The organism is Nocardia sp. BMG51109, assembly GCF_000526215.1.
Taxonomy (GTDB): Bacteria; Actinomycetota; Actinomycetes; order Mycobacteriales; family Mycobacteriaceae; genus Nocardia.
Genome location: NZ_JAFQ01000004.1, coordinates 7,657,142 through 7,683,394, shown reverse-complemented (window position 1 = coordinate 7,683,394; position 26,253 = coordinate 7,657,142). Strand labels below are relative to the sequence as shown.

The following is a 26,253-nucleotide window of genomic DNA, read 5'->3' as shown; positions in this document are numbered from 1 at the left end:
CGCGGTCGGTCGGCGGCGTGCACGGTCGCCATCCGTCCGGGGCGAAGGCGGTGCGGATCGTGTTGTCGCGCGACACGGCGGCGACCGCGTGGTCGGCGTCGATGATGTCGCCGTGCACCACAGCGATCCCGGCACCGCGGCCCGATTCGCTGTGTGACGAGCGGGCGCGAGTCGCTCATTGCCCCGTTGGCAATGACGACTGCGCGTCTGCGGCGCCCGCTGCGCTCGCAGCCGGGCAGGCGGAGGCTCGGAACCGACCGCGGTGGAACCCGCGTGGTGCTCCGGTTCGGTTGGCGCGGCGGTCACCACGGCGTCGTTTGCCGGCGATTCCGCGCGGGCGATCGGGATGCCGTAGGCCGCCCCTCTGGGGTCGGTTCGGCAGCGAGAGTACTTTGCAGGGGACAGGGCTCATGCCGGTACTCGGTGCCCGGTCGGACCGGAACGTTCGGTGGGCGTGGCGCGGGTGAGTGGGACGAGGAGTGGTCGATGCGGGTGGCAGTGGTCGGCGGGGGGATCAGCGGGCTGGTCGCCGCATACCGGCTGCGTAGGGCGCTGGGGCCCGAACTCGAGCTCGTCCTGGTGGAGCGGTCCGAACGGATCGGCGGTGTGCTCCGCACCGACGAGATCGCGGGCGACCCGGTCGATCTGGGAGCCGAGGCGTTCGTGGGCCGGCGGCCCGAAATACCTGCCCTGCTCACCGAATTGGGACTCGACGACCAGCTGGTGTATCCCGCCGGGCGGCGCCCCCTGATCTGGTCCGGTTCGGCGGCGCATCCGCTTCCGGAGCGGACGCTGATGGGGATTCCGGCCGGTCCGGACGCGGTGGCCGGGCTGGTGGACGAGGAGACGCTGGCGTGGATCGCGGGCGAGCCCGACCGGCCGTTGCGATGGGCGCGCGGCGGCGACGCCACGGTCGGTGACCTGGTGGGCGACCGATTCGGCGAGCAGGTGGTGGCCCGCAGCGTGGATCCGCTGCTCGGGGGAGTGTATGCGGGACTGGCGAATTCGATCGGGGTGCGGGCCGCGCTGCCCGGCCTGGCCGCGGCGCTCGACGCCGGTGCGCCGAGCCTGTCGCGGGCGGTGTCCGAGGCGCTGCCGCCGCCGTCGGCCGGGCCCGTATTCGGCGGAATCCGGGACGGGTACCGGGCGCTGCTGGACGCCCTGCTGTCGGCCGCCGCGCCGAAGCTCGAAACCGGTGTCACCCCAACGAGTCCGGCTCGGACGGCGCACGGCTGGCGGCTCGATCCGTTCGGCGAGGTGGACGCGGTGATCGTCGCGACGCCGGCCCCCGCGGCGGCGGCCCTCGTGCGCGCCGCGGCGCCGGAGGCGGCGCAGGCCATGGCGCGCATCGAGCTGTCCTCGTCGGCGGTGGTCGCCCTGGCCCTGCCGGTGGACACCCCGCTGCCCGACAACTCCGGCATCCTCGTCGCCACCGGAGAGCCGTTGCGCGCCAAGGCGTTCACGCTGTCCAGTCGCAAGTGGCCGCATCTGGCCGAACGGGATGTCGCGCTGGTCCGGGCCTCCTTCGGCCGTTCCGGCGACGACACCCCGCTGTCCTGGTCCGACGAGCAGCTGATCGCCGCCGCGGCGGAGGACCTGTGCACCGTGACCGGAATCGAGAGCACGCCGTCGGCCGCGCGGGTACAACGCTGGCCCGGCGGCCTTCCCCAGTACGCCCCCGGACATACCGAACTCGTCGCCGCCATCGAATCCGCTGTGGCTGGTGTGCCGGGGCTGGCCGTAGCGGGCGCCTACCTGCACGGTGTCGGGGTGCCCGCCTGCACCGCCTCGGGAACGGCCGCCGCCGACCGGATTCTCGCGCACCTCGGTTGAGCCTGCGCCCGCCCGCCCCGATCGGTCGGTCGTCGAAGACGTCGCCGAGGAGGTGGCGGTGGCGGCCCGGAGCACCGGAGCGGATGAGCCGCGAGCAACCGCGGTTACCCGCACCTCTTATCTTGCGGCGCACCGCGTTTCATCGGTGTGTCGGGGTGCGAGAACGGGGGCCGGGTGCGGTTGTGTCCGGGGGAGACCGGCAGTGGCAGGATGGGTGTATGGCGCGACTCGATTACCAGGCTCTCAACTCGACCATCCGCTACCTGATGTTCTCGGTCTTCCAGGTGCGGCCCGGGGCGCTGGGGGACGATCGGGAGGCGGCGATCAAGGAGGCGCGCGGATTCTTCGACGCGGTGGCCGAGCGGGGCGTCGTGGTGCGCGGGCTCTACGACGTCGCCGGGATGCGCGCCGATGCCGACTTCATGATCTGGACCCACGCCGAGCGGATCGAGGATCTCCAGGCCGTCTACGCCGACTTCCGCCGCACCACCGAGCTGGGCCGGGCGAGCACGCCCGTCTGGAGCAACGCCGCGCTGCACCGGCCGGCCGAGTTCAACAAGAGCCACGTCCCGGCCTTCCTCGCCGGGGAGGAGCCGGGCAACTACATCTGCGTGTACCCGTTCGTGCGGTCCTACGACTGGTACCTGCTCCCCGACGACGAGCGCCGCAAGATGCTGGCCGACCACGGCAAGGAGGCCCGCGGCTATCCCGACGTGCGGGCCAATACGGTGGCGTCGTTCGCGCTGGGCGACTACGAGTGGATCCTCGCCTTCGAAGCCCCGGAGCTGCACCGCATCGTCGACCTGATGCGCGATCTGCGTGCCACCGAGGCCCGCCGCCACGTGCGCGAGGAGGTGCCGTTCTTCACCGGCCCGCGGGTGGACGTCGAACAGTTGATCACTGCCCTGCCTTGAGAAGCGCTGCCCTGAGAAGCGCCGAGACGCACTGCCACGTCACCGCTGTCCGGGACAGCCCCGGATTCTCGGGTCATGCGGGGCGAACCGTACGGGACGTAGAGTTCACGCGTCTGCTTCGCGTGTCCGGGTGTCCGAGGGGTGCAGCCGCAGCGCAATGGAGTTGATGCAGTACCGCTTGTCGGTCGGGGTCGGGTAGCCCTCACCCTCGAAGACGTGTCCGAGGTGGCTGTGGCAATGGGCGCACAGCACCTCGACGCGCCGCATACCCAGCGAGTCGTCGGACCGCAGGATCACCGCGTCGGAGTCGGCCGGATCGAAGAACGACGGCCAGCCGCAGTGCGAAGGGAACTTCTCCGCGCTGCGGAACAGCTCGGCGCCGCATGCCCGGCAGGCGTACACGCCGGTCGTCTCGGTGTCGGTGTACTCGCCGGTGAAGGCGCGCTCGGTACCGGCCTCGCGCAGGACCGCGTACTCCTGCGGCGACAGCCGCCCCCGCCACTCCTGCGGCGTCAGCCGGATCTTCGGCGCGGGCAGCGAGGTGTCGGCATCGGAACTCATAACCAGAGTCTAATGGCTCCGTGCCGTGGCCCCGCGGCGCTCGGCGGTCTCCGCTGCGCTACTTCAGCGCCCCCACGTGCGAATCGGCCCGCGGCTCGGGTTTCTCGTCGGCGGCGGTCTCGGTGAGATTCTTGCCGTTGTGCTGCCCGGCCGGACCGTCCGGCGATTCGGCGATCGGGTTCGGTCGCGGCCCGGGCCCGGACAGGAACGTCGGGTCGATGCCGGAACTCAGCCTGCCCTCCCGCCGCGCGGCCAGGTACCGGTCGCCGAGCACGCAGAACACCACGACCAGCAGCAGACTCCAGCCGAGCGTCACCCGCAGATACTCCAGCGTCCGCCCGGTGCTCTGCCAGTGGTCCAGCAACCACTTGTCGTAGGTCATGAAACCGAATATCGCCAACCAGGCCGGCCAGTTCCGCAGCACCGAATTGCGCAGCGCCACCGACATCAGGAACGGGAACAGCAGCATCGAGTAGTACTGCTGCCCCAGCGCGGTCAGCACGAATTCCGCGGTGAGCAGGAGGCCCGCGGCGGTGCAGATGAAGAACACCTCGTCGTGCAGGTAGTAGCGGTACAGCAGCCACAGCGAGACCAGCACCATGACACCCAGCACGATGCGGATGACGTAGGTCAGCCACGAATCCAGGCCCCAGTACGCGGCGCTGCCCGGAATCGAGCTGTTGAAGTAGTCGCGCGCCTGCAGCGAGTAGGGCAGCGTGCGGCGCACGTAGTCCATCGGATCCTTGATCAGCGGCCAGGCGAGGGCGATCAGCGCGATGGGCACGCCGAGTCCGGTGATGAACACCTTCCACTGGCGCCGCGCCAGCGCGATCAGCAGCAGGGGCGCCAGGGTCGGTTTCACCGCGATCGTCAGCCCCATGACCAGCCCGGCCCACAGGTCACGGCGCCGCAGGAGCAGCAGGATGAAGATCACCTCGGCCGCCAGGATGCAGCCGTTGACGTTGCCGAAACCCAGTGTGTTGACGACGGTTTCGGAGGCGAACATGAGCAGCAGGGTCAGCGGCGCCCAGAAGGAGCGGACGCTCACCTTGAACAGGCGCAGCATCAGGTACCACGCCAGGATGATCGCCGCGGCGTTCAGCGCGACGAACAGCCACTTCGACTTCTCCGGATCGATCAGCGCCAGCGGCGCGACCAGCAGGGTGCCGCTGGGCGGGTACAGGTAGTGCGGATCGACGAGATCGAAGTTCTCGCCGTAGATGGCACGCCCGTTCAGGAAGGCCAGCGACGCCTTGTACACCGGCGCGAAGTCGTCGGTGATGTTGCTGTTGGTGCCCTCGATGAACACCTGATGCAGCACAGTCATGACCGCGAACGGCCACAGCGCGAAGTTCAGGACCTCGGAGGTGGTCCGAGCGGAGCGAGGCTCGAGCTGACGAAGGAACACTGGGGCACGGTACACCGGAAACCTTCGAAACGGTTGCTCGGACCCGGTGTTCGGCACGCGTTTCGCGTCTCGGATGTCGCCACATCGATGATGGCCGAGGTGTTGCCGCAGGTGTCAGGCGGGACAGGCGCTTCCGTCTCGCGGCAGTTTCGCGTCCTTCGCGTAGTCCACGATGTATTGCTGGGCGCAGCCGGTGTGGGTGAACGTCGGATGCCCCCACCCCTGCCATTCGACGGAGGCGGTGCGCGCCCCGGCGGCGCCGAGGGCGCCGGTTACCGCGGGCCGTCCGTCGCCGCCCACCGCCGGATCGGCGGCGGTGCCCAGCACCAGCACGGGCGTGCCGAATGTTTTCGGCACCTGTGGCGCATCGGCCGCCGGCCACGCGGTGCAGGCCTGCAGGCGAGTGGCGGCCGCCTTGCCGAATACCGGATACTGTGCGCCCCAGGTGTTTTCCAGCTCCTTGGCCCGGTCGGGCGTGGCCGGCTGCTGGTTGTCGCTGCAGCGGGCCACGAACTGGCCGTCCGCCGCGACGGCGGCCGATTCCTTCAGCACCAGCTTGCCGAGCGGTCCGCGATCGCCGCGGCCTGCGGCGGCCAGGGCGTCGGCGAGTTCGGCGACGTGGCCGCTCTGATCGGCGCGCGGGTCGCCGAGGAATCCGGAAATGGTGGTGAGCAGCGTGTTCGCGGAGATCTCGCCCAGCCCGCCGGTGGCGGCGCGGTTCACCAGATCGGTGATCGCGGCCCGCGGGTTCGCCCCGAGCGCGCAGCCGACCGCGGCGCAGCGCTGCGAGAATCCGGTCAGCGCCGCCTCGGCGCCCTTGACCCGCTGCTCGGCGCGGCCGATCGCGTCGGCGTTCACGGCCTCCGGCGAATCGAGGACCAGGCGGGAGAGATGGTCGCCGTACTTGGCGGCGTAGCTCAGCGCCACCCGGCCGCCGTTGCCGGTGCCGATCAGGCCGATCGTGTCCACCTGCCACTGCTTGCGCAGCTGCTCGATGTCGTCGGCGGCGTGCGCGGTGTCGAAGGTGCCCTGATAGGGCTGTAGGAAGTCCTGGCAGGCGATGGTGGCGTCCTCGCTCAGCTTGGCCATCGTGTCCACGGGATTGCCGCCGCCCGGGGCGAATTGGCCGTTGTCGGCCAGCGCGCGGCGGGTGTCGGGGGTCATGCAGTCGATCGGCTGGGAACTGCCCGTGCCGCGGCGGTCCACCCCGACGATCGGATGCGCGGCGAGTACCGCGGAGGCCGGCCCGACGGTCAGGCCCGCGAGGGTGGCGGTGGAGGAGCGGTCGCTGCCGGAGGTCAGCACGAGCGGGGCGGCATCGGCCGGGGTCTGCGGCAGCCGGGCGCGCACGGCGCCGTTGCGGAAGGTGCCGAGGATGCCGCCGCCGGCGTCGATGGGGGTGGAGTATTCGGCGCACTCGAAGATCAGCCCGGCCGGCGGGGCGCCGAGGCCCAGCAGGTTGAACGTCGGTGCCGCGCACTCGTGCCAGTTGAGGTCGGTCTTGGGCTGTTGCAGCGCGGGCGGAGCGGGAGGCGCGGCCGACGGAGCCGGCGCCTGGCCGTCGGCCTGGTGCGGCCTTTCCACCGCCACGCCGGGCCGCTCCGAGGGCCCCGCGCCACAGGCGGTGGCGACGAGAACCGTCAGTGATGACGTCGCCAGCAGGGCGACCCGTGTCCAATGGCGGCACCAGCGCATGCGCTACAGCCTGCCAGGTCCGGTGCGCCGTTTCAGCCTCGGGTTCCGGCGCGCTCCCACCGCGTGAGCAGTGTGCCGTCGTCGTCGACCAACAGGGTGCGCAGTGCCATCGGGGTGGGCAACGCGTTGGGCGACACTGCGATTCGACCCGCCGTACCGCCGACGAGCAGCGGTGACAGGGTCAGGCACAGCTCGTCGGCGCCGCCGGCGGAGACGAGTTCGCCGAACAGCGACGGCCCGCCCTCGCACAGCACCCGCAGCAGCCCGCGGTCGGCCAGCGCCGCGCGCAGATCGGCCGCGGTGACGGTGGTGTCGCCCGCCTCGACCACCTCGGCGCCGGCGTCGGCGAGCAGCCGCTTGCGGTCGGCGGCCGCGGCGGCGGTGGTGATGACGAGCGGCGGGCGGGTGGTGTCGGTGAACAGCCGGCCCGCGGGATCGAGTGCGGCGCCGGCGCTGACGACCGCCACCGGCGGCGGGGATCCGTCCCGGGCGCCGCCGAGGCCGTGCTGATGCAACCGGATCCGGCGCCGGACGTCGGTGCGGGCGCCGCCGTAGTTCTCGGCCCGGGCGGTGCCGGCCCCGACGACGATGACGTCGGCGAGATCGCGCAGGATGGTGAAGACGGTATGGTCCGCGGCGCCGCCGAGGGCGCCCGACCGGCCCTCGACGGTGACGGCGCCGTCGATGCTGGCCACGAAGTTGACTCGGATCCAGGGGGATTCGAGGCGGGCCGGATAGGCGTACAGCCGTACCAGCTCGTCGGTGCCCAGCGTTGTGAACTGGATCGCATTGGGAGCACGCTGCATAAGTACCGATCACACCACGTCAGTAGGCTACGGGAGTGCAACAACGCCTCGTCGATCGTGATCCGGAGGTCCCGGCCGATCAGCTCATCGCCCAGATGGTGCCGCCGCCCACATTCGACGAGGTGAGCTTCGCCTCCTACATCCCGGACCCCCGGGAGCCCAGCCAGGCGGAGGCCGTCCGGAAGGCGGAGCAGTTCGCGGGGCAGGTCACCAAGATCCGGGCCGCGGCGGACAAGAAGGGCCTGTTCGGTAAGAAGAAGCAAGTCATGGGTGCGGGCCTGTACCTGGACGGTGGTTTCGGCGTCGGTAAGACGCACCTGCTGGCCTCGATCTACTGGGCGGCCGCCAGGTCCGCTCCTGCGTCTTCCGGTCGCTCCGCCAGCTCTGCTCCTGCGTCTTCCGGTCGCTCCGCAAGCTCCGCTCCTGCGTCCTTCGGCACCTTCGGCGAGGTGACGAACCTGGTCGGCGCGCTCGGTTTCACGAATGCCGTGGAGCGGCTGTCGGGCAACAGCGTGCTGTGTATCGACGAATTCGAACTCGACGATCCCGGCGACACCATGCTGGTGTCGCGGCTGCTGACCGAGCTGACCGCGCGCGGGGTGTCGGTGGCCGCCACCTCCAATACGCTGCCCGACCAGCTCGGCGAGGGCCGGTTCGCCGCGCAGGACTTCCTGCGTGAGATCCGCAAGCTGGGTTCGCTGTTCGAGACGGTGCGCGTCGACGGACCGGACTACCGCCACCGCGACCTGCCGCCCGCCCCGGATCCGACGACGCCGGAGCGGCTGGCCGAGAAGGCCGCCGCCGCACCGGATTCCACCCTCGACGACTTCGATGCGCTGCTGGCGCATCTGAGCACCCTGCATCCGTCGCGGTACCGGGCGCTGCTGTCCGGTGTGTCGTCGGTGTTCCTGTCGGGCGTGCACACCATCACCGACCAGGCGGTGGCGCTGCGCATGGTGGTGCTGACCGACCGGCTCTACGACGCGGGCATCCCGGTCACCGTGTCGGGCGTGCCGCTGGACCGGATCTTCTCCGAGGAGATGCTCGGCGGCGGCTACCGTAAGAAGTACCTGCGCGCCATCTCGCGCCTGCTCGCGTTGTCGCGATTCGAAGTACCCGCCTGATCGAGAAGAGGAATTATCATGGCCCGACGTGTGATTCGCGGGGCCGCCGCGCTGGCCGCCGCCGGTGTCGTCGCCCTCGGCCCGGCCGTCGGCACGGCCCTGGCCACCGATCCGCCGGCCGCCACCGCGTCGGTCGTCGTGAACACCCAGGACCGCTCGCTGTCGCTGCAGGGCGTGCAGAACGCGCGGGACATCGGCGGTTACCGGGCGGCCGACGGCCGGACGGTGCGCACGGGCACGGTGTTCCGCAGCGGCGAACTGAGCAAGGCCACCGATGCCGACCTGGCCGCCCTGACCGGCCGCGGCGTGGCCGTCGTCGCCGATCTGCGCACCGGCTACGAGCGGGCGTTCGCCCCCGACCGGGTGCCCGCCGGCGCGACGCCGCGGATCGACGACGTGATCGGCCAGGCGCCGCCGCAGGTGATGGCCTCGACCCTGATCGCGGGCACCGATCTGTACCGCGCCCTGGTCACCGAGCCCGGCGCGAACGCCGGGTTCGCCTCGATCCTGCACGACATCATCGATACCGACGGTGCGGTGCTCTATCACTGCACCGCGGGCAAGGACCGGACGGGCTGGCTGTCGGCGGTGCTGCTGACGGCGCTCGGCGTGGATCGCGAGACGGTGAACTACGACTTCCTGCTGTCCAACCACTACCGCGGCGCCGGGCCGAACGATCCGCTCAACGGCGTCGTGCAGCCGGCCCTGGATGCCGCCTTCGACCAGGTGGACCGCAGCTACGGCGGCTTCGACGGCTATCTGCGCGACGGCCTGCGGCTGACCGACGCGGATATCGCGGCGCTGCGGGCGAAGTTGCTGTCCTGACGGGCGGTCAGAGTTCCCGGCCCATGACGTAGTCGTGGCAGACCTGCGTGCCGACGGCGGTGGTCTTGGTGCCGACGGTGCGGAAGCCGTGCTTGACGTAGAAGCGCCGGGCGCGGCCGTTGTCCTGGTTGACGCCCAGCCAGACGCCGCCGTAGCCGCCGCTGCGGGCACTGTCGACCGCGGCGCTCATCAGCGCCGCCGACACTCCGGCGCCGTGGTGGCCGGGCAGCACGTACAGCTTGCTGATCTCCAGCAGCGGGCCGCGGCCCATCGCGGTGGCGAGTTCCGGATCGGTGGGCTCGCCCGCCACCAGCATCGCGTAGCCGACGATATCCCCGCCGGCCACCGCCTTGAGGACGGTGCGGGCGGGGTCGGCGAGGTAGTCGCCGAAGCGTTCGCCGGACAGTATCCGGGCGATGAAGGTATCGATGTCCGCGGCCGTCAGCCCGGGTGGGCAGGCCAGCGGAAAGGTCGCTGCCGCAACGTCGCCGAGGGCCTCGGCGTCCCACCGTCCGGCCCGATCGACGGTGACTGGGATTTCGCTCATTCTCCCAGTACAGCACGGCCGGATCGCGATGCGGGCGGTGTGCCGGACGTTGGCCGGGCGTGGAAGAAGCGGGCCGAGGCGAACAGTGCGACCGCGAACAGCAGCGGCAGCAGATAGCCGATCCGGCGGCTGGTGGTGTCGGCCAGCACGCCCACCACGCCGCCGCCGACCAGCGTGCCGACGTAGTTGAACAGGTTCAGCCGGGCGATCAGCGCATCCAGCCCGCGTCCGCCGGTGAGCTGCCCGGCCTCGCTGAAGCACAGGGGCGCGATCACGGGCAGTCCGATACCGGCGACGAGGAATCCGGCGATCGCCGCCGCGGGCCCGGGCGCCGTCGCGACCAGCGCGAATCCGATCGCGCCGATTGCCGCCGCGGCCCGCACCACCGCCCGGGGCCCGAACCGGCGCACCCACAGGTCGCCGGTCAGCCGTCCGGTCAGGGACGCGCCCTGGTACGCGGCCAGCGCCAGCGCCGCCGTCGCGGTGGAGGATTCGAGATCGTCGCGCAGATACAGGGCCGACCAGTTGCCCACCGCCAGATCGACGGCGAAGACCAGCGCCATGGCCACCCCGATCGCCAGATACGCCCGCAGCGCGACGGTTCCGGCCGCGGCCGCCTCCTCGGGTTCGGCCTCGGCCTGCCGGGTGCCGAGCAGCCATGGCCCGAAGCCCAGCCCGCCGGCCAGCACGATCGCCGCGGCGGTCAGCAGGGTGACCGGTAGCGGCACATCGGCGCCCGCGCACGCCGACACGAACAGCGCACCGAGGATCGAGCCCGCGCTCCAGGCCGCGTAGAACGACGACAGCACGATCTTGCCGTAGCCGTGCTGGATGAATACCGCCTGCATATTCGTCGCGGCGTCGACCACGCCGACCGCCACTCCGTACCCGCCCAGGGCGACGAACAGCACCGCGATATCGGGTGCCAGCGCGATGCCCGCACCGGCGACCGCGATCAGGCCCAGCCCCGCGCGTAGTGCCGTCCGGCTGGACCAGCGCACCGCCAGTTGCTCGGCCGTCACGCTGCCCACCGCCGCGAGCAGCGAGATCAGGACCGTCGCCAGCAGGATCGCGATGTCGCCGAGCCCGAACCGATCGCGCTGCTGCGGCAGCCCGGTGAGGATGACGGCGAGGAAGAACCCCTGCAGTCCGAAGGCGACCGAATTGGCCACTCGCGCGGCGCGCGGAGCCGATACAGGGGTGTATCCGTCGGCGGTCATCGGCCGAAAGCTTAACGGCCGGGGAGCGGTCGCGCTCCCGCCGCGCGACGGGCGATCCGGATGGCTGGAAAGTGCCATCGACGTGTTCGCGAATTTTGCTCGATCCGTATCGAATTCGCACGTAACGGCGCTCGCGGCGGCGCGATGATCACGCTGGGCTCCCGGTTGGGTAACGAAAACGGGCATCAACGTGTGTAGGGCCCTGACAGTTGCGGCAATCTGGAAGTAGCGGGTCGGCTGTGGCCCGCTGGGTGTAGTGGCAGGGGAAGTGGTCGCGGTGGACACGAAGGCACTGGGTCAGATCGAGCGCGGGCATGCGGCGGTGCTGTCTTCTCCGGAATCGGTGAATTTCCCCGAGGTGGAGCCCAATCCACGCGGGCACGAGGCCGGCGAGCAGTGCCGCGAGAGCGAGTGCGGGAACTGTCACTGGGATGTGCAGCGGCTGAAATATTGGCTGCGCGGGCGGCTGCTGGCCTCGGGCGTCGCCGACGCCGAGGTGGACAAGCCGCTGGGCGCGCAGACACCGTCGGTGTTGTGGCGGCGCGGCAACCGGCTGTGCGCGATCGAGGTGCGCAGCGCGCCGGTCTCGCTGGCGCAGGCACAGGAGCGCACGGCGCGGCTGCGCGCGGTCGGCTGCGACGAGGTGCTGTGGCTGTGCCCGCCCGGCCACTGGGTCGGCCGGCTGCCGGCGCTGGGCGTCGACGACTTCGCGCCGCAGGTGTGTGACTACCGGGTGGTCGGGGGCCTGGTCGAGGCCGGACCGTCCGGGCTGGTGGTACCGCGGGAGAGACCCTGGGCGGTCCGGGAATTCATCGAATGCTGGGCGGCCGGGGAAATGGCCTGGGGACACCGCGACGAAGCCACAGGAGGATGGGCGAGAGTGACCGACTGGGAGCAGCACACGCGGGCACAGGCGCACCTGATCGCGCAGCAGCGCCAGGAACTGGTGAACCAGCGCACCGCGCTGGCGCTGGCCCGCAAGGCGACCCGCGACAAGGCCAAGCAGGTCCACAAGCTGCTGCACCGGCTCGAACGCGCCGAGGTGACGGCCGACGAACTCGACGCCGCCCGCCGCCGGCTGGTCGATCACAACCGGGTGGACGCCACGCTGCGGGTCACCATCGCCAAACAGCGGGAGGCGCTGCTGCACTGGCAGCTGATCACCTGCTTCGCGATGCTGGTGATCGTCACGTTCATCGTGGCCGGCTTCATGATCCGCTGATCGGCCCGGCGCGGCCCGCCAGGACGGCCCCGCCCGTCCCGAGGGCCGCGCTGCCGAACACGATCGCCCAGGCCACCGGGCCGAGCGGCACACAGCCGAAGAAGCTGTTCACGCCCGGCGTCATGATGATCGCAGCCAGCAGGGCCCCGCTGCCGCCGACCGTCGCCCACACCAGCGGGCTGCGGGCCCCGACCATCAGGGTCTGGCCGAGCTGGGTGCCGATCAGCGCGGCCAGCGCCATCGTCTCGGCGCGCCGGGGACGCCCGGTGGCCCGGCCGAGCAGCCATGCCCCGGCCGCACCGGCGGCGGTGCTCGCGCCGCGCACCGCGACCGCGCGCAGGAACGCACCGCCCAGATCGGCCGGGGCGCTCAGGGCGGGCGCGCCGGAATCGGTGGTGGTCGCGCCGGTCCGCGACAGCGCGACCGCCATCGCCGGCCCGAGATCGGTGAGCAGGTTGACCACCAGGAACTGCCGGGTGCCGATCGGCGCCTGCCCGGACAGCAGCGTGCCCAGCACGGTGAAGGTGACCTCGCCGGCGTTGCCGCCGACCAGCACGCCGATCGCGTCGCGCACCCGCTGCCACATGTCGCGGCCCTCCGCCAGCGCGTGCAGCAGCACGGCCGGATCGGCGCCGTTCGCCGACCGGGTGAGGATCAGGTCGGCGGCCTCGCGCGCGGCCACCGACCCGCGCGCGGCCAGCCCGATCCCGACGTCGGCGGTGCGGATGGCTGCGGCGTCGTTACTGCCGTCGCCGACCATCGCCACCGCGTGCCGGCGCCGCTGCAGCGCCGAGACGATGCGCACCTTGTGTTCCGGTGAGACGCGGGCGAAGACGGTGGCCCGCTCGATCAGGTCGGCGCTGCCGTCCTCGTCGAGGGCATCCAGGTCGGCGCCGGTGGCGACGGTGCCGGCCGGAATGCCGAGCTGTTCGGCGACCGCGCGGGCGGTCACGGGGTGATCCCCGGTGATCATCCGGATCCCGATCTCGTTACCGGCCAGCTCCCGCACCAGCATGGGGGTCTGGGGGCGCGGGTGGTCGGCGATGCCGGCGAAGCCGAGCAGGGTGAGATGTTCCACCTCGCCGTCGACGTGGTCGGGGGCGTCCGCGAAATCCCGGCGCGCCACCACGAGCACCCGCAGGCCGCGTTCGGCGAGCCGCTGGATCGCGGCGTCCGCATCGGCGCGGGCGTCCGCGGTGAAGGCCGAAACCCGGTGGCCGCCTTCGCCGTCGGCGCGCAGCACCTGGTCGCAGCGGGGCAGCAGCACCTCCGGAGCGCCCTTGGCCGCGAGCCGGATGTGGTGGGCGGTGTGGCCGACGGTGGCGGCGTATCCGCGAAAACTCTCGAACGGCACCTCCTCGATCGGATCCCAGACCTTCGCGGCCCGGGCGCCGAGGCTGGTATCGGCGGCCTCGACCACGGCGCGGTCGGTGGCGTGCACAGGCGGGTGGCCGTTCGGGGACGGGCAGGCGCGGGCGGCCGCGCGCAGCAGTCGCCGCGACTGGGCCGACTCGGCGAATTCCCCGGCGTCCCAGCGCTCGTCGAGGTCGGCGAGGGTCACCACGCTCAGCCGTCCCTCGGTGAGGGTTCCGGTCTTGTCGAAGCACACCGTGTCCACTCGGCCCAGCGCCTCGATGGTCCGGCCGGTGCGGACGAGGACGCCGCGCCGCGACAGGCGGCGCGTGGCGGCGAGCTGTGCGACGGTCGCCACCAGCGGTAACCCCTCCGGGACCGCGGCGACCGCCACCGCCAGGCCGTCGGCCAGCGCCGGGCGCAGCGGCAGCCCGCGCAGGAAACTCGTTGCGGTGACGGCGGTTCCGCCGCCGAGGGTGAACGGCAGTACGCGCTCGGTCAGGGTGCGCAGGTGGGCCTGGACGCCGCCGGACGGCGGCGGCCCGGCCGCGGCGAGCGCGCGGCCGGTCTCGGTGCCGTCGGCCACCGCGACCACGACCGCGCGGGCCGTGCCGCTGACGACCACGCCGCCCTCGTAGGCCATGCAGGACCGATCGTCCAGTGGCGCACCGGGAGTCGCGGCGGTGCGCTTCTCGACGGGGACCGATTCGCCGGTGAGGCCCGACTCATCGAGTTCCAGGCCGTCGACCTCCAGCAGCCGGGCGTCGGCCGGTACCACCTCGCCGCCGCCGAGCGCGATGATGTCGCCCGGGAGCAGATCGTCGGCGGGGGTGCGGATTTCGCCGTCTTCGGTGATCCGGCGGGCCTGCAGGCGTTCGCCCAGCAGCATCCGGTGCAGGGAGATGCGCGCGCGGCGGCTCTGCAGCGCCGATACGGCGGCGTTCAGCCCGAGTACGGATCCGACCAGTACGGCGTCGGTGGGGGAACCCAGCAGCGCGGACGCGACCGCGCCCACCGCCAGCAGCGGGGTCATCGGGTCCGACAGTTCGCGGCGCATCTGCCGGGCGACATCGGCGAATGTTGCGGCGGGCGCGGCGAATTGCCGCCCGATCCGGGCGGCCGTCGCCGGGAGCCGGGACCGCGGCGGCGATGGCGGTGGCCGCTCCGGCTGCGGGAGCCGGGCCAGCACCTCGTCGGGTTCCAGGGCGTGCCACGGCACCAGCGCGATCCGTGCCGGTGCCGGTGCGCCGGCCGCCCGGCGCCCGCTGTGCACGCCCGTCAGCACCCCGAATATCGTGGCGGCCGCGAGCGGGCTGGTGGCGCGGGCCGGCCGGGTCGCGGCGGGCCCGGAAGCCAGCAGCAGGCCGCTGAGGGTGGCCGCCGACAGCGTCAGCACCCGGCCGCGCTCGCTCACCCGGCGGGCCGGGCCCACGGCGGCGATGATGCGCAGAACATTGTCCAGGTCCGGGCTCACCACATCGCTCTGCCAGGGGATCGACGGTGTCCCGTCGGCCCGCTCGGTGACGACCCCGATACCCAGATCGGCGGCGCCGAGCGCCCGGTGGGCACGCCCGCTCACCACCGCGACCACGTGCCCCTGCCGCTGCAGCCGACGCACGAGCCGGGTGTCGGATCCGCCCGCCGGCACGAATTCGTCGGCGCTGCGCCGCAATTCGTCGGTGTCCGCACCCCCGACCAGCACCACCCGCAGGCCGGCCCGGCGGGCGGCGGTGAGCAGTCCGATCGCGTCCGGATGCGATTCGCGCCCGATCAGCACCCGGCCCACCGGGCGGCCGTTCTCCCGAAGCACATACCGGCGTGGTTCGGCGGGGTCGGCGGCGTCGGCCGTGTTGTCCTCGGGTGTCGAATCGCGTTCGTGGTCGGAGGGTTTCGGTGCTGTTGCCGGATCGTCCGCGTGCGGGTTCGTGGAGCCTGCGGTTGTCGGACTCGGGCCGGCCGCCTGGCGGTGTGTGGCCGGGTTCCCGGCGTCCAGGGCGGCCGATGTGTTGTGGGCGTTCGTGTTCGGGGAGTCCGGGGTTGTCGCCGCTGTGTCGTCCGCGCGGTTCGTGGTCGGGTCCCAGGCGTCCGAGGTCGCCGCTATGGTGTTGTCCGTGCGGCGGTTGGTGTTCGGATCGGAGGACTCGGATTCGGTCGTGTTGTCGTTCGCCGGTGCACCCGTGTTGTCGTTCGCCGGCGCACCGCAGTCGTCGGGCACAGGTGCCGAACCAGGTTGTCCGGCAGGCGTTTCGGTAGGGGGTGTATTCCGGGGGATGGCCGGTGTGTTCCCGCGCGTGGCGGGTTCGGGGTCGGCCGTCAGCTCGAGATCGTGGCGCCGACGGCCGCTCGGCGGCGGGATGGGCAGTTCGGACTCGTCGCGCCACAGCAGGCGCTGCGCGGCGCTCCATACGTGCTCGGTCGGCCAGCCGTCGGTGGTGGACTCGGCGGCCAGCACCACCCGCCGGTCGCCGCGCAGCACTCGATGGTCGACCACGAGGGCCGAGGCGCGGTCCAGGCGGCGCCACATGCGCGGGTCGAGGGTCAGGACGCCGCGGGCGGACAGGCTGGTGGCCAGGGTGGCGGCGAAGGTCTCGCGCCCGGCGCGGGCGGCCTTCGGCACGCCCGACACCACGGCGTCGGTGGCGTCGGCGAGGCCGCGACCACCCGCCAGGGTCGCGGCGGCCGCCAGGGCCGATCCGGTGCCGGTCTCGTCGGCGCAGCGTTCGACCGGTCCGCGCGGGCGGGCGGCCGGGCGTGCCTGCGGCGCATCGTATTCGGGCACGTCCGGGTGGTTCGGGTCGGCGATGAGCTGCTCCCAGCTCCGCCACCGGGCGTAGCGGGCCGCGGCCTCCACCAGACGTGTCGCGCGCTGCGCGGCATCGGCGAACAGGCTCGCCGCCTCCGCGTCCAGGGCTTGGCCGACGGCATTGGCGGTGGTGAGCACGGCCTCGGTGCGATGGCGGCCCAGCTGTGCTTCGAGCGCCCCGCGCAGCCGCGGCTGCCCGTCCACCAGCGCGACCGCCGACCGGAACGCGTGCACGGGCGTGGGCAACGGCAGGACCCGCCCGCTGAGCGCCGCGCCCAGGCCCACCACATCGCCGGCCAACTGCAGCGCCGAGGTCAGCACGGGTTCCCGGTCGGAGGGATGTTCCAGGGTCCGGCTCCAGGCATGGTCGGCGGTGCCCGCCTGCGCTTCGACGCGCTCGAGAACGGCCTCCAATCCGGCGGGTGTCAGCCGGGAATCGGCGGCGACGGTGACTCGGCCGGTAGGGGCGTTGATCCGAACCCACTCCACGCCCGGTGTACGGACCAGCTGCCGGCGCAGGCGGTCGCCGACCTCGCGGCCGGAGCGCAGCCCCCGCACCTCGGCGTGAATGCGATTGGCGTGCACGGTAACCCGCCGCTGCTGCCGCAGCCGGCGGGGATCGAACAGGGCACCCAGGTCGCGGCCGATGCCGTCGGTCAGCTCCGTCGCGACCGCCTCGAGATCGGGGCTCACCAGCCGCGCGGCAGCCCCCGCAGGCCGCCGCACCAGACCTATCGCGGTCCCCGTGAGGGTCAGCGGCACCCGGGCCGGCACCGACGCTATCCGACGCAGCGACACCATCACTTCGAGCCGGGGGCCGACTCGGCCCGTCGACTCCGGCTCGCGGACTCGGTCCGTGTGCCCTTCCGCGCGCCGGTTCGGGAGGCGCCCGTCTTCGTGCCGGGCTCGGATGCGCTCTTCGGCGCGTCGGCCCCGGACGTGGCTCGCTCGGCGCGCGCGGGACGCGGACCCCGGTTCGCCTGCGCGGGCGGTTCGGATGCTCCTTCCGCCGTCGTCCGCACATCCGAGGACAGCGACCGGCGCAGCAGGTACGCGCTCCCCGCGATTCCGCCGACCGCCAGTGCGACGGGCCATTCGACCAGCCCGGTCAGTCCCGCCGCCGCGACGCCGAGCACGGTTGCCGTCGGCACGTCGACCCGCCCGCGGGCCCCGGACACCGCCCCCGCGATCGTGCCGCGGGCGGCTCCGGTGACCGCGCCGACGGCGGCCCCGCCCACCGCCTCCGCCGCGTGCACGGCCGTCGAGCCCGTGGTTCTCGCTATGTTCCATGCGCCCGTTGCAATACTCATGTCGAATCCCGATTCATGACACAGTCCGGTTGTCGGTCCAAGTGACGATGTGCTCGTCTTGCCCGCAGGCGCGCGGGGGAAACATCACGCCCGGATGCGGCTCGGTCCGGTCTCGGCGGGGATGTCCTGTCCGGTTGTTCGGCGCCGCCGGAGGGAGGTGCCGGGCGGTCGGATCAGGAGGGGCGATCGGTGAACAGAGCCGCGAAGCCGTCGAGGTGGCGTGCGAGGCCGTAGTCGAACAGGCCGTCCAGGTCCGGCGCGGTGTCTTGGGTAACGGCGGCGAGTAGCGGGAATCGGCCGCTGCGGAGGATTTCGCGTGCGCGCGGTTGCTGACCCGCATTCCACCGGTCGAGCGTCATCCCCGTGTTCTGTTCCGCTTCGGCCTCGTCGGCCACGGCCAGAGCGCTGGTGAGGACCAGGGCATGCAGGGTGAGTGCTTCGTGGTAGCAGGTTTTCACGGGGAGGCCGAGCCCGTCGAGTGCACGCAGTACCCATTCGGTGTGCGCCATCATGGTGGGCACGAGCAGTGGGCGGGTGAACGAGACGGCCCGGGGGAGCCAGAGGTGCCGTCGGCACAGTTTCCAGTGCAGGCGGGCGATGAGTTCGAGGTTGGCGCGCCACTCGCCCGGTTCCGGCTCGGGGAGCCCGAGTTCGCCGAAAGCCGTGTCGGCCATCTGCACCAGCAGCTCGCTCTTGTCGGTGATGTGTCGGTACAGCGACATCGGACCGACGCCGAGATCGGCCGCGAGCCGTCGCATCGACACCGCGTCGAGTCCCTCGGTGTCGGCGATCCTGATCGCGCGGCGAATCAGATGCTCCTGGTGGGACATTCGGTCGGGGCTCGCTTGTCGCGACGTGACGGTGCGCCGGGTTGCGACCACCGTGCCGGCTCCGACCTTCGGTTCGACCAGTCCCTCCTGACGGAGTACGGCGGTCACCTTGGTCGCGGTCGCGATCGCGACCCCCCATCGGTGCGCGATCTGCCGGATGGACGGGAGCCGGTCGCCGGGGCGGAGATCGCCTGTCTCGATCCGGGTGCGGATCTCTGCGGCGATCGTCCGGTACGGCGGATCCGGGTGCTGCGGCGATGGCACGGGGGTTCTCCGATCGGTTGGCCGACTCTTGAGTGTACTAGTTCAATTTCGACCGAACTAGGTCACTTTGTTCCTCGAAATATGGCTTCAGACAGCGAATTTAGTTACGTTGACTGACAACGGTATATACGACGTACGCACGAAGTTGACGGTATGGCAGGGAGAACTCATGAAGAACCGGCGCATCCTCATTTCCGGTGCCGGGATTGCCGGACCGACGCTGGCGCATTGGCTGCACCGGTTCGGTTTCGAGCCGACGGTGGTGGAGCGCGCGCCCGGGCCGCGCAGCGGTGGTCACGCAGTCGACATCCGCGGTACCGCCCGGCTGGTGGCCGAGCGGACCGGCATCCTGCCCCGGGTTCGCCAGGCGCATACGGGAGCCCGCGGTATGGCGTTCGTCGACCGGCGCGGTAAGCGGGTGGCGACGATGGGGACCGACGTCTACGGAGATTCGGGCGGCCCCGTCGCCGAGTTGGCGATCCTTCGCACGGATCTGGCTCGGATCCTCCACGACACGACCAGTGACGACGTCGAGTACGTGTTCGGCGATTCGATCACCGCCGTCGAACAGGACGACGACGGCGTCCGTGTCGAGTTCGAGGCGGGCGGGGCTCGGCGGTTCGATCTGCTGATCGGCGCGGATGGTGTGCACTCCACCGTCCGCCGGCTGGTATTCGGCCCGCGGGAGCGTTACCTCCGCGATCTGGGCTGTTACGTCTCGCTGTTCACCACCACCACGGCACTGGATCTCGAGGGGTGGCAGCTGATGTACACGATGCCCGGCGGCGCGGGGCGCCCGGGCCGCACCGCCGGCCTGGCCCCGCAACCCACGCCGGGAGCGGTGCTGGCGGGCTTCTTCGTGCGCTCGGCGCCGCTGCGATACGACCGGCGGGACATCGAGGCGCAGAAACGGATCGTGATCCGCGCGTTCGAAGGCGATACGTGGGAGATCCCGCGGATGCTGTCCGCGATCGGGGACGCGCCCGACTTCTACTTCGACAGGGTCGGTCAGGTCCGGATGGAGTCGTGGTCGCGCGGCCGGTGCGTACTGCTCGGCGACGCGGGCTACTGTGCCTCGCCGATGTCGGGTATCGGGACCAGTCTGGCGCTGGTCGGGGGATACATCCTCGCCGGAGAACTCATGCGGGCCGGCGGCGACCATCACCGCGCCTACATCGCCTATGAGCAGAAGATGCGCGAATTCGCCGACCGGGCCCAGGAATTCGCGCGCCATGCCGGGAACGGCGGTCTGACGCCGAATTCCCGGGCGCAGCTCTGGCTGCGCAACCGATCCGTCCGGATGCTGCCCTATCTGCCGAAAAGCCTGGTCGTGCGCGGTATGGAGAAGGTGGCCAACACTGTCGAACTCGAGGATTACGCCGCCTCGGCGACCCTCCGCTGAGACCGGAAAAGCCAGGAGAACAAGTATGCAGGTGAACACATTTCTGTGGTTCGACGGCCGAGCCGAGGAAGCTGCCGAACTCTATACGAGGGTCATAGCGGGTTCCGAGATCCTCGAAATCCGCCGCGGTGCCGACGGTCGTGCCACCGTCACCTTCGAATTGGCCGGACAGCGCTGCATCGCGTACGACGGAGGCCCGCAGTTCGGATTCGGCGCAGGAATCTCGCTGTATGTCGAATGTGACACCCAGGACGAGGTGGATGCCGTGTGGACGGGCCTCACCGCCGATGGGCAGGAGGGCCCCGGCGGGTCGCTGACCGATCGTTTCGGGGTGACCTGGCAGGTCGTGCCGAAGGCCGTCGGCGAACTGCTCGACGGCGCCGGACCGGACGCGGCCGAACGAGTCCTGACCGCGCTGCACGCCATGACGAAGATCGATATCCAAGGGCTGGTCGACGCGCGTGCCCGATGACGAGACCGGATGGAACGAGGGCTCCGCCGGACGGGGTGCGGACAGCGCTCTCACCCGTCGGGTGAACGGGGCGGCTGGGTACCGGTTCACTGTTCGGGTCCGGTGCCGCGCTGTCGATCCCGTTCGCGGTGGCGGCCGTGCCGGCATCCGGATCCGGGTGGACGCTGATGCGCCGGCGTGCCGCCGCGGACTGGAACGACCGGCACCGGATCTGGCCGGCGGGCGGCCTCCTGATCGGTCATACCGCGTTCATGATGCCTGCCTCGCCGGTCGGCGTCGTGACCGGAACGCTGACTCTTGCGCTGGAGGCGATCCTGCTGAGAATGCCGGCCCGGCGCGTCGACGGCCACCGGGGCGGCCCCGTTCCCGGCAGCAGCCGGTGACGGGTGGCCCGTACGGGTCGGGCGTGGTTGCGGCTGCGGTGGTTATGTACCGGCGGCCAGCTGGAACGGGCCGCGTTCCCATCGCCAGCCGTGGCGCAGCACCAGAGCGGTGAAATCCACCATGTCCAAGCCGGTTTCGTCGACGATCCGGCGGAATTCGGGCCAGGCCAGCGGGCCGGTGGCGAGGCGATTGCGCAGGATGTTCTCGCCGCGGGGCTCGACGGAGTGGCGGCGCAGGTCGGGTTCGCCGAGGCGGCTGCCGGTGTAGACCAGCCAGCCCCAGCCGCGGTCGTGCGCCCAGGTGCGGGCGGCGTCGAGCTTGACCCGGTTGCCGTGGACGGCGAGCCTGGCGAGCGGGACGACATCGATCGCGAGGGTGCGGCCGTCGGTGAGCCGGGCGGCGACGGTCGGGTGGTGCGCGCGCTCGGCATCGTCGAGCCGGTAGTCGATGCCACCGGGACGCTCGGTGAAGGTGACCACCTGTTCGCTCTCGTCGAGCATGCGCAGCAGCCGGGCCTCCAGCGCCGTATCGAATGTCGTTTCGCGGTCCAGCTTCTCGGCGAATACGAATCCGCGGGCATCGTCGTGCGCGTCGGGCGTGGCGGCGGGGGAGCCGGGCAGCGGATCGGGCGCACCGCTCGGCCAGTCGGCGCGGCGCAGCAGGGGAACGAGTTGTCCGGCAACGGGTTCGGTGTGCCTGGGGGTGGGCAGATGCCAGCGCCCCCGCTGCTGCCATCCGGCGATGCGCTGAAATACGAAGCCCGCCATGCGTTTCGCATCCAGTAGTGCGTGGCCGGCCAGTCGCAGGCGCAGATAGGCGAGGTCCTGCGCGGCGATATCGCTGTCGGTGGCGTAGATCTCGGCCAGCAGCGTGCGCACGAGGCGCTCGTCCTGCCGGCCGACGGGATAGCGCTCCGCGAAGATCGCGGTGTCGGGGTAGCCGGTGGACTGCACTCGGCGGACCATCTGGCCCACGGCGCGGGTGTACAACTGCCGCACCCGATCCCGCGACAGCCCGTACCGCAGGCCGATCAGCGTCAGGGTCTCGGGGCGCTCGCCGTCCAGCCCCAGCCGCTGCGTGATCAGCGCACCGCCGCGCGGGCGTTCCTCGATCTGCACGGCGACCATCGCGGCGAGCGCCTCGTCGGCCTCCTCGAACCCGAACGAGACGGCGTCGCGCACGTCGTCGAGCAGGCCGGCCTGCACGTCCTCGATCCGGCTCGTCGTCACCACTTCCGCCCGTCTTTCGCTACTTCGTTCGAAAAGCGTATCCCCGCAACCGGTCTGCGCGCGGTAATGCGGGTCCGTGTCGCCGATCCCGACGCCCGGCCCGGCAGCCGGCCGGGACACGACCGGCCCCGTACCGATGTGGTCGGATCGAGCGCCGTCTCGTTGGCCGGACGGTGGACAATGCGAGGTCAACGAGGGGAATCGTGCGCTATGCCGAAGCGGGTCAGCGCCAGCGCGCCGGCCCATGCCACCGCCGCGGCGGCCGCCAGCAGATGGATCCCGTCGATGAACCCTCCGTCCGCGGGCGACCCGGCGACGGCGCCGAATATCGCGACACCGCAGGCGGTCCCGATCTGCCGAGCGGTATTGGACGTCCCGGTCGCCAGTCCGGACCGCTCCGGGGGAGTGGCGCGCACGACCGCCGCCACCACGGAGGCGGTGATCAGCCCACCGCCGCAGCCGATCAGGAGAAATCCGGCGAGCAGCCGCTGCGTGCCGCCTCCGGTCTCCAGCGTCGTCAACACCAGGCACCCCGCGGCGGAGACGACGCAGCCGAGACCGATCGCCGTTCTCGGGCCGCGAGCCGCGGTGATCCGCCCCGACACCGGTGCGAGCACAACCAGCGGAATCGCCATCGGCAGCACGGCCACTCCGGCGGCGATCGGCGAATAGTGCCGCACCTCCTGGAGATAGAGGGTGCCCACGAACAGCAGCCCGTTGAAGATCAGATTCATGGTCAGTCCCACGGCGTTCGGGCTCAGAAACTCCCTGCGGCGCAGCAGATCCAGGGGCAAGATCGGGTTGGGGCTGCGCGCGGCACCGAGCAGTGCGCCGACCGCCGCGAGTACCGTCACCGCCGCCGCGACCACGGTGATCGGGCCCGAGTGATGCCCGGCGGAGATGACCGTGAAGACCAGACCGCCCAATGCGAGGACGAATCCGAGTAGACCGGGCACGTCGAGCCGTTCGCCGCGGGTACTGGGCCGCCCGGGCACCACCCGCAGCGTCGCGGCGATCACCAGGACCGTCAGCGGCACGTTGATCCAGAACACCGGCCGCCAGCCCATCGCATCGACGAGCACACCGCCCAGCAACGGTCCGGCGGGCAGCGCCAGCGAGGAGGCAGCCGCCCAGATACCGAGCGCCTTCGCCTGTTCGCCGCGCTCCGGATGGACATCGACGATGACCGCCATCGTGCCGGGCAGCAACAGCGCCCCGCCGACCCCCTGCACCACCCGCGCCCCGATCAGCACGCCGGGCGTCGGCGCCAGCGCACACATCAGTGACGCCGACCCGAACAGCGCGAAACCGGCGATCAGGACGCGCCGATGACCGATCCGATCACCGAGGGAGCCGCCGGCCAGCAGCAGCCCCGCCAGCGCGACGACGTACCCGTCCACCACCCACTGCAGCGTCGCCACGGGCGCATGCAGTCCGCGCGCGATGCCGGGCAGGGCGACATTCACGATGGTCACGTCCAGCAGGACCAGGAACATTCCCGTGCACAGCACGGCCAGCACGCGTCCGCGCCGAACGACCGGACCGTCCGTGGCGAGAGTCGAATCGCTCATGCCCGCAGTGTCATCCGATAGTCGTTCGGGGTGCGCCGAAGTATGACCGCACGCCGCCCGTCCCCACGGACTCCATCGAGGCCGGTGCCGGGTGTCTCCCGACCGCCCGCTCGGCGGCCCTCGCCGCACGGCCCGCGTCAATTACCTGGTCCGCGCCCTGTCACATTTCCGGCCTGCACGCCGTTGTGCGCGCCGCCAGCGCGTCCGGTGCCACGGGGTGAGCACGAGATGTTTCCCGCCGAGGAGATTCCGAAGGTGAAGAACGAGCAACAGCCCGATTCCCGCGTCGCGAGGTCTCGCGCCCGGGCTTCGGCGCCGTCGTCGAGATCCGGGCGCAGCCGGGTGGGGGAGACGCGGTCCACGTGGCGCAACGCGGCACCGAACAGTGCGTCGAACTCCGCCACCCGCAGCGGTTGCTGGTCGGTGGGCAACGTGCACGCATCCACCGTCACCCACGCCTCGTCTACCGGACCGATCTCCCGCCCCCGGGATTCACCGGCCATGACCTGCACTTTCTGCACATTGATGGCCTCGCTGCGGCCCCTGCACCTCCGGTAAGCCCGTGCCCGGGGACAGGATGCGACCTATTCACCGAGCCGAGCACTGTTCGGTGTGCGCCGAAATGTCGGGGCGGCAGACTGGGGTCATGACGGACGAACGGCCCCTGTACGGCTATGGCGACATCGCCGCGGTCGGTGCCCTGCTGGCCGACGCGACCAGGGCGCGAATCGTCACCACCCTCGCCGACGGCCGGGCCCTGCCGGCCTCGGTGCTGGCGTCGGAATCCGGGGTTGCGGCGTCCACCGCGAGCGAGCATCTGTCTCGACTGGTCGACGGCGGCCTGCTGACCGTCGAGCGGTCCGGTCGCCATCGCTACTACCGGCTGGCGAACGGCAAGGTGGCCACCGCCATCGAGGCCCTGGCCGTACTGGCCCCGACCCGCCCGGTCCGTTCGCTGCGCGAATCCACCCGCGCCGCCGCCCTCCGCCGCGCCCGCAGCTGCTACGACCATCTCGCGGGCCGTCTCGGCGTCGCCGTCACCGAAGCGCTGCTCGACCGGGAGGCCCTCGTCCGCGTCGACGGCGTCGCGGGAACCGAACGCGCGGAACACGATCCGCTCTCCGCACCCCTACCCGGACACCCCTACGAACTCGGCCCGAACGCCGACCCCCTCTTCACGGAACTCGGCGTAGACCTGTCCCGCGTCCGCACCACCCGCCGCCCCCTCCTGCGCTTCTGCGTCGACTGGAGCGAACAACGCCACCACCTCAGCGGCGCCCTCGGCGCAGCCGTACTCACCCGCATGGAATCCGCCGGCTGGCTGGAACGTGCGGGTTCCCGCCGAACCCTACGAGTCACGGCCTCCGGCGCCCAGGTGCTCGACCGCGTGCTGGGCGTGGAAGCAGTCGCCTGATCGCTGTGCCGAGATGTGACAGAACCCTTCTATCGCAAGGGTATTCCGCAGTGCGTCGTGAGATACGCAGCGCGCTGTGGAATGTGACGACGGTCGGCCAGCTCGTCGGAGAAGTCCGTGGTCCACGTGCCGATTGAGGCGAGTCGCGCGATGAGATCGGCCATCGATCCGGCACGCGTCTGGCACGACACAAGAAAGGCCCGGTTCTCACCGGGCCTGACCTGCAGCAATGTTGGTGCGCGATACTGGGATTGAACCAGTGACCTCTTCCGTGTCAGGGAAGCGCTCTCCCGCTGAGCTAATCGCGCGAGTCCTTGCCTCTCAGAGACATCCTCTCAGAGGCGGCGACGGGAATCGAACCCGTGTGCACGGCTTTGCAGGCCGTTGCCTCACCACTCGGCCACACCGCCAACCAAGGCCGGGTTGGCCTTTCGAGCGGATGACGGGATTCGAACCCGCGACCCTCACCTTGGCAAGGTGATGCGCTACCAGCTGCGCTACATCCGCATTTCGCTTCCGGAGGCTCTCTGGTGCTTCCGGCTGCAAGAGAGAACATTAGCCCACCATCTGCGCTGCCAACAAATCCGCTGGTAGACGCAGGTGATTTGGAATTACAGCCGTGTGGTTCAGCTGCTGGAGGCGCCGATCTGCTCGGCACCGCGGTGCGGCCGCGCCCTCGGAGCCGGGACTGTGTCGACGCACCGACGACTGACCTGGGACCGCCTGCCCCGCTGTACCCGCCGGCTCATGCGAAAACCCAGGTGGGGGCGCGATTTGGTGTGACGCGGGTGATGCGTGTTAAGGTTTCGTCTCGTCCGGAACGGCCACACGAGCCGAGCCGGACAAGCTCCCTGGTCCCATAGCTCAGTGGGAGAGCGCTCGCCTCACACGCGAGAGGTCGCTGGTTCGAAACCAGCTGGGACCACTGGAACGGCCGGTTCTTCATCACAGAATTGTGGTGGACTGACTGTTTTGCTATGTGAGTCCAATGCCCCTAGGGTCGCCGTCGGTGTTTGCTGATGTCGGGTTTGAGGACGCGATCCTGTGCTTCCGGAAGGTTCATATC

General features: G+C 71.2%; 21 protein-coding genes and 4 tRNA genes. 10 read left to right on the top strand and 15 right to left on the bottom strand.

What is annotated here, in order from left to right; translation table 11 throughout:
• Positions 1 to 486 precede the first annotated feature (486 nt).
• Positions 487 to 1,833: a protoporphyrinogen oxidase gene (locus D892_RS0136125; protein WP_024805921.1), complete on the top strand. Its 1,347-nt coding sequence runs from the start codon at positions 487 to 489 to the stop codon at positions 1,831 to 1,833.
• Positions 1,834 to 2,051: 218 nt separating this feature from the next.
• A complete protein-coding gene (hemQ, locus tag D892_RS0136120) occupies positions 2,052 to 2,747 on the top strand; it encodes a hydrogen peroxide-dependent heme synthase (protein ID WP_024805920.1) in 696 nt (231 codons plus the stop codon).
• Positions 2,748 to 2,852: 105 nt separating this feature from the next.
• On the opposite strand, the gene msrB is transcribed toward hemQ, so the two are convergent.
• The 4 genes from msrB to D892_RS0136100 all read right to left on the bottom strand — a co-directional run bounded on the left by msrB (position 2,853) and on the right by D892_RS0136100 (position 7,217).
• Entirely contained in the window at positions 2,853 to 3,308 is a 456-nt protein-coding gene (gene msrB, locus D892_RS0136115; protein WP_024805919.1) for a peptide-methionine (R)-S-oxide reductase MsrB, read from the bottom strand.
• 58 nt (positions 3,309 to 3,366) lie between these two features.
• Positions 3,367 to 4,716: a glycosyltransferase family 87 protein gene (locus D892_RS0136110; RefSeq protein ID WP_024805918.1), complete on the bottom strand. Its 1,350-nt coding sequence runs from the start codon at positions 4,714 to 4,716 to the stop codon at positions 3,367 to 3,369.
• Positions 4,717 to 4,830: 114 nt separating this feature from the next.
• Complete coding sequence (locus D892_RS0136105; RefSeq protein ID WP_024805917.1) at positions 4,831 to 6,411, bottom strand: alpha/beta fold hydrolase; 1,581 nt, start codon at positions 6,409 to 6,411, stop codon at positions 4,831 to 4,833.
• Between the two features lie 32 nt (positions 6,412 to 6,443).
• Positions 6,444 to 7,217: a pyrimidine reductase family protein gene (locus tag D892_RS0136100; RefSeq protein ID WP_024805916.1), complete on the bottom strand. Its 774-nt coding sequence runs from the start codon at positions 7,215 to 7,217 to the stop codon at positions 6,444 to 6,446.
• A gap of 35 nt (positions 7,218 to 7,252) precedes the next feature.
• On the opposite strand from D892_RS0136100, the gene zapE reads away from it, so the two are divergent.
• Positions 7,253 to 8,341, top strand: a complete 1,089-nt coding sequence (zapE, locus tag D892_RS0136095) for a cell division protein ZapE (protein ID WP_024805915.1) — start codon at positions 7,253 to 7,255, stop codon at positions 8,339 to 8,341.
• Positions 8,342 to 8,359: 18 nt separating this feature from the next.
• Positions 8,360 to 9,166 (top strand): tyrosine-protein phosphatase, encoded by an 807-nt coding sequence (locus tag D892_RS0136090; RefSeq protein WP_024805914.1) that lies wholly within the window; start codon positions 8,360 to 8,362, stop codon positions 9,164 to 9,166.
• Positions 9,167 to 9,173: 7 nt separating this feature from the next.
• On the opposite strand, the gene D892_RS0136085 is transcribed toward D892_RS0136090, so the two are convergent.
• The gene (locus D892_RS0136085) at positions 9,174 to 9,713 is read right to left on the bottom strand and encodes a GNAT family N-acetyltransferase (protein WP_369801790.1); all 540 of its coding nucleotides are present in this window, start codon (positions 9,711 to 9,713) and stop codon (positions 9,174 to 9,176) included.
• Positions 9,710 to 10,933 carry an MFS transporter gene (locus D892_RS0136080; protein WP_024805912.1) on the bottom strand — a complete coding sequence of 408 codons (1,224 nt, stop codon included), beginning with the start codon at positions 10,931 to 10,933 and terminating at the stop codon, positions 9,710 to 9,712. The genes D892_RS0136085 and D892_RS0136080 overlap by 4 nt, the downstream gene beginning before the upstream one ends.
• 277 nt (positions 10,934 to 11,210) lie before the next feature.
• Here D892_RS0136080 and D892_RS0136075 point away from each other — a divergent pair, with 277 nt between their 5' ends.
• Positions 11,211 to 12,155, top strand: coding sequence for a hypothetical protein (locus tag D892_RS0136075; protein WP_232236247.1), 945 nt, complete (start codon positions 11,211 to 11,213; stop codon positions 12,153 to 12,155).
• Here the strand turns inward: D892_RS0136075 and D892_RS49885 are convergent.
• From D892_RS49885 to D892_RS0136060, 3 genes are all read right to left on the bottom strand, one after another.
• On the bottom strand, positions 12,142 to 17,112 hold the full coding sequence (locus D892_RS49885) for a cation-translocating P-type ATPase (RefSeq protein WP_024805910.1): 4,971 nt from the start codon (positions 17,110 to 17,112) through the stop codon (positions 12,142 to 12,144). The genes D892_RS0136075 and D892_RS49885 overlap by 14 nt on opposite strands.
• Positions 17,112 to 17,621, bottom strand: a complete 510-nt coding sequence (locus tag D892_RS0136065) for a hypothetical protein (RefSeq protein ID WP_063629990.1) — start codon at positions 17,619 to 17,621, stop codon at positions 17,112 to 17,114. Before D892_RS0136065 ends, D892_RS49885 begins: the two co-directional genes overlap by 1 nt.
• A 173-nt stretch (positions 17,622 to 17,794) precedes the next feature.
• Positions 17,795 to 18,715, bottom strand: a complete 921-nt coding sequence (locus D892_RS0136060) for a GntR family transcriptional regulator (RefSeq protein WP_024805908.1) — start codon at positions 18,713 to 18,715, stop codon at positions 17,795 to 17,797.
• 169 nt (positions 18,716 to 18,884) lie between these two features.
• Between D892_RS0136060 and D892_RS0136055 the strand changes: the two genes are divergently transcribed.
• The 3 genes from D892_RS0136055 (at position 18,885) to D892_RS42985 (ending at position 20,972) form a co-directional block, all read left to right on the top strand.
• A complete protein-coding gene (locus D892_RS0136055) occupies positions 18,885 to 20,117 on the top strand; it encodes an FAD-dependent monooxygenase (protein WP_024805907.1) in 1,233 nt (410 codons plus the stop codon).
• Between the two features lie 25 nt (positions 20,118 to 20,142).
• On the top strand, positions 20,143 to 20,589 hold the full coding sequence (locus D892_RS0136050; RefSeq protein ID WP_024805906.1) for a VOC family protein: 447 nt from the start codon (positions 20,143 to 20,145) through the stop codon (positions 20,587 to 20,589).
• A 137-nt stretch (positions 20,590 to 20,726) separates the two neighbouring features.
• Complete coding sequence (locus D892_RS42985; protein ID WP_156959850.1) at positions 20,727 to 20,972, top strand: hypothetical protein; 246 nt, start codon at positions 20,727 to 20,729, stop codon at positions 20,970 to 20,972.
• 42 nt (positions 20,973 to 21,014) lie between these two features.
• Here D892_RS42985 and D892_RS42980 read toward each other — a convergent pair whose 3' ends face one another.
• The 3 genes from D892_RS42980 to D892_RS44270 all read right to left on the bottom strand — a co-directional run bounded on the left by D892_RS42980 (position 21,015) and on the right by D892_RS44270 (position 24,276).
• Positions 21,015 to 22,202, bottom strand: a complete 1,188-nt coding sequence (locus D892_RS42980) for a hypothetical protein (RefSeq protein ID WP_051500039.1) — start codon at positions 22,200 to 22,202, stop codon at positions 21,015 to 21,017.
• 188 nt (positions 22,203 to 22,390) lie between these two features.
• Complete coding sequence (locus D892_RS0136040) at positions 22,391 to 23,773, bottom strand: MFS transporter (protein WP_036567726.1); 1,383 nt, start codon at positions 23,771 to 23,773, stop codon at positions 22,391 to 22,393.
• Positions 23,774 to 23,910: 137 nt separating this feature from the next.
• Positions 23,911 to 24,276, bottom strand: a complete 366-nt coding sequence (locus D892_RS44270) for a hypothetical protein (protein ID WP_156959849.1) — start codon at positions 24,274 to 24,276, stop codon at positions 23,911 to 23,913.
• Positions 24,277 to 24,419: 143 nt separating this feature from the next.
• Between D892_RS44270 and D892_RS0136030 the strand changes: the two genes are divergently transcribed.
• Complete coding sequence (locus D892_RS0136030; RefSeq protein WP_156959848.1) at positions 24,420 to 25,187, top strand: helix-turn-helix transcriptional regulator; 768 nt, start codon at positions 24,420 to 24,422, stop codon at positions 25,185 to 25,187.
• A gap of 233 nt (positions 25,188 to 25,420) precedes the next feature.
• Here the strand turns inward: D892_RS0136030 and D892_RS0136025 are convergent.
• The 3 genes from D892_RS0136025 to D892_RS0136015 all read right to left on the bottom strand — a co-directional run bounded on the left by D892_RS0136025 (position 25,421) and on the right by D892_RS0136015 (position 25,694).
• Positions 25,421 to 25,495: transfer RNA gene (locus D892_RS0136025), tRNA-Val, on the bottom strand.
• Between the two features lie 31 nt (positions 25,496 to 25,526).
• Positions 25,527 to 25,597 (bottom strand) — tRNA-Cys (locus tag D892_RS0136020).
• Between the two features lie 24 nt (positions 25,598 to 25,621).
• Positions 25,622 to 25,694 (bottom strand) — tRNA-Gly (locus tag D892_RS0136015).
• A 346-nt stretch (positions 25,695 to 26,040) separates the two neighbouring features.
• Between D892_RS0136015 and D892_RS0136010 the strand changes: the two genes are divergently transcribed.
• Positions 26,041 to 26,112: transfer RNA gene (locus D892_RS0136010), tRNA-Val, on the top strand.
• The last annotated feature ends 141 nt before the right edge of the window (positions 26,113 to 26,253 follow it).

Coding starts and splice junctions, on each gene's coding strand:
- D892_RS0136125 (WP_024805921.1), top strand. CDS start 487: ATGCGGGTGGCAGTGGTCGGCGGGGGGATCAGCGGGCTGGTCGCCGCA.
- hemQ (WP_024805920.1), top strand. CDS start 2,052: ATGGCGCGACTCGATTACCAGGCTCTCAACTCGACCATCCGCTACCTG.
- msrB (WP_024805919.1), bottom strand. CDS start 3,308: ATGAGTTCCGATGCCGACACCTCGCTGCCCGCGCCGAAGATCCGGCTG.
- D892_RS0136105 (WP_024805917.1), bottom strand. CDS start 6,411: ATGCGCTGGTGCCGCCATTGGACACGGGTCGCCCTGCTGGCGACGTCA.
- D892_RS0136100 (WP_024805916.1), bottom strand. CDS start 7,217: ATGCAGCGTGCTCCCAATGCGATCCAGTTCACAACGCTGGGCACCGAC.
- D892_RS0136090 (WP_024805914.1), top strand. CDS start 8,360: ATGGCCCGACGTGTGATTCGCGGGGCCGCCGCGCTGGCCGCCGCCGGT.
- D892_RS0136085 (WP_369801790.1), bottom strand. CDS start 9,713: ATGAGCGAAATCCCAGTCACCGTCGATCGGGCCGGACGGTGGGACGCC.
- D892_RS0136080 (WP_024805912.1), bottom strand. CDS start 10,933: ATGACCGCCGACGGATACACCCCTGTATCGGCTCCGCGCGCCGCGCGA.
- D892_RS49885 (WP_024805910.1), bottom strand. CDS start 17,112: ATGGTGTCGCTGCGTCGGATAGCGTCGGTGCCGGCCCGGGTGCCGCTG.
- D892_RS0136065 (WP_063629990.1), bottom strand. CDS start 17,621: ATGAGTATTGCAACGGGCGCATGGAACATAGCGAGAACCACGGGCTCG.
- D892_RS0136055 (WP_024805907.1), top strand. CDS start 18,885: ATGAAGAACCGGCGCATCCTCATTTCCGGTGCCGGGATTGCCGGACCG.
- D892_RS0136050 (WP_024805906.1), top strand. CDS start 20,143: ATGCAGGTGAACACATTTCTGTGGTTCGACGGCCGAGCCGAGGAAGCT.
- D892_RS0136040 (WP_036567726.1), bottom strand. CDS start 23,773: ATGAGCGATTCGACTCTCGCCACGGACGGTCCGGTCGTTCGGCGCGGA.
- D892_RS44270 (WP_156959849.1), bottom strand. CDS start 24,276: ATGGCCGGTGAATCCCGGGGGCGGGAGATCGGTCCGGTAGACGAGGCG.
- D892_RS0136030 (WP_156959848.1), top strand. CDS start 24,420: ATGACGGACGAACGGCCCCTGTACGGCTATGGCGACATCGCCGCGGTC.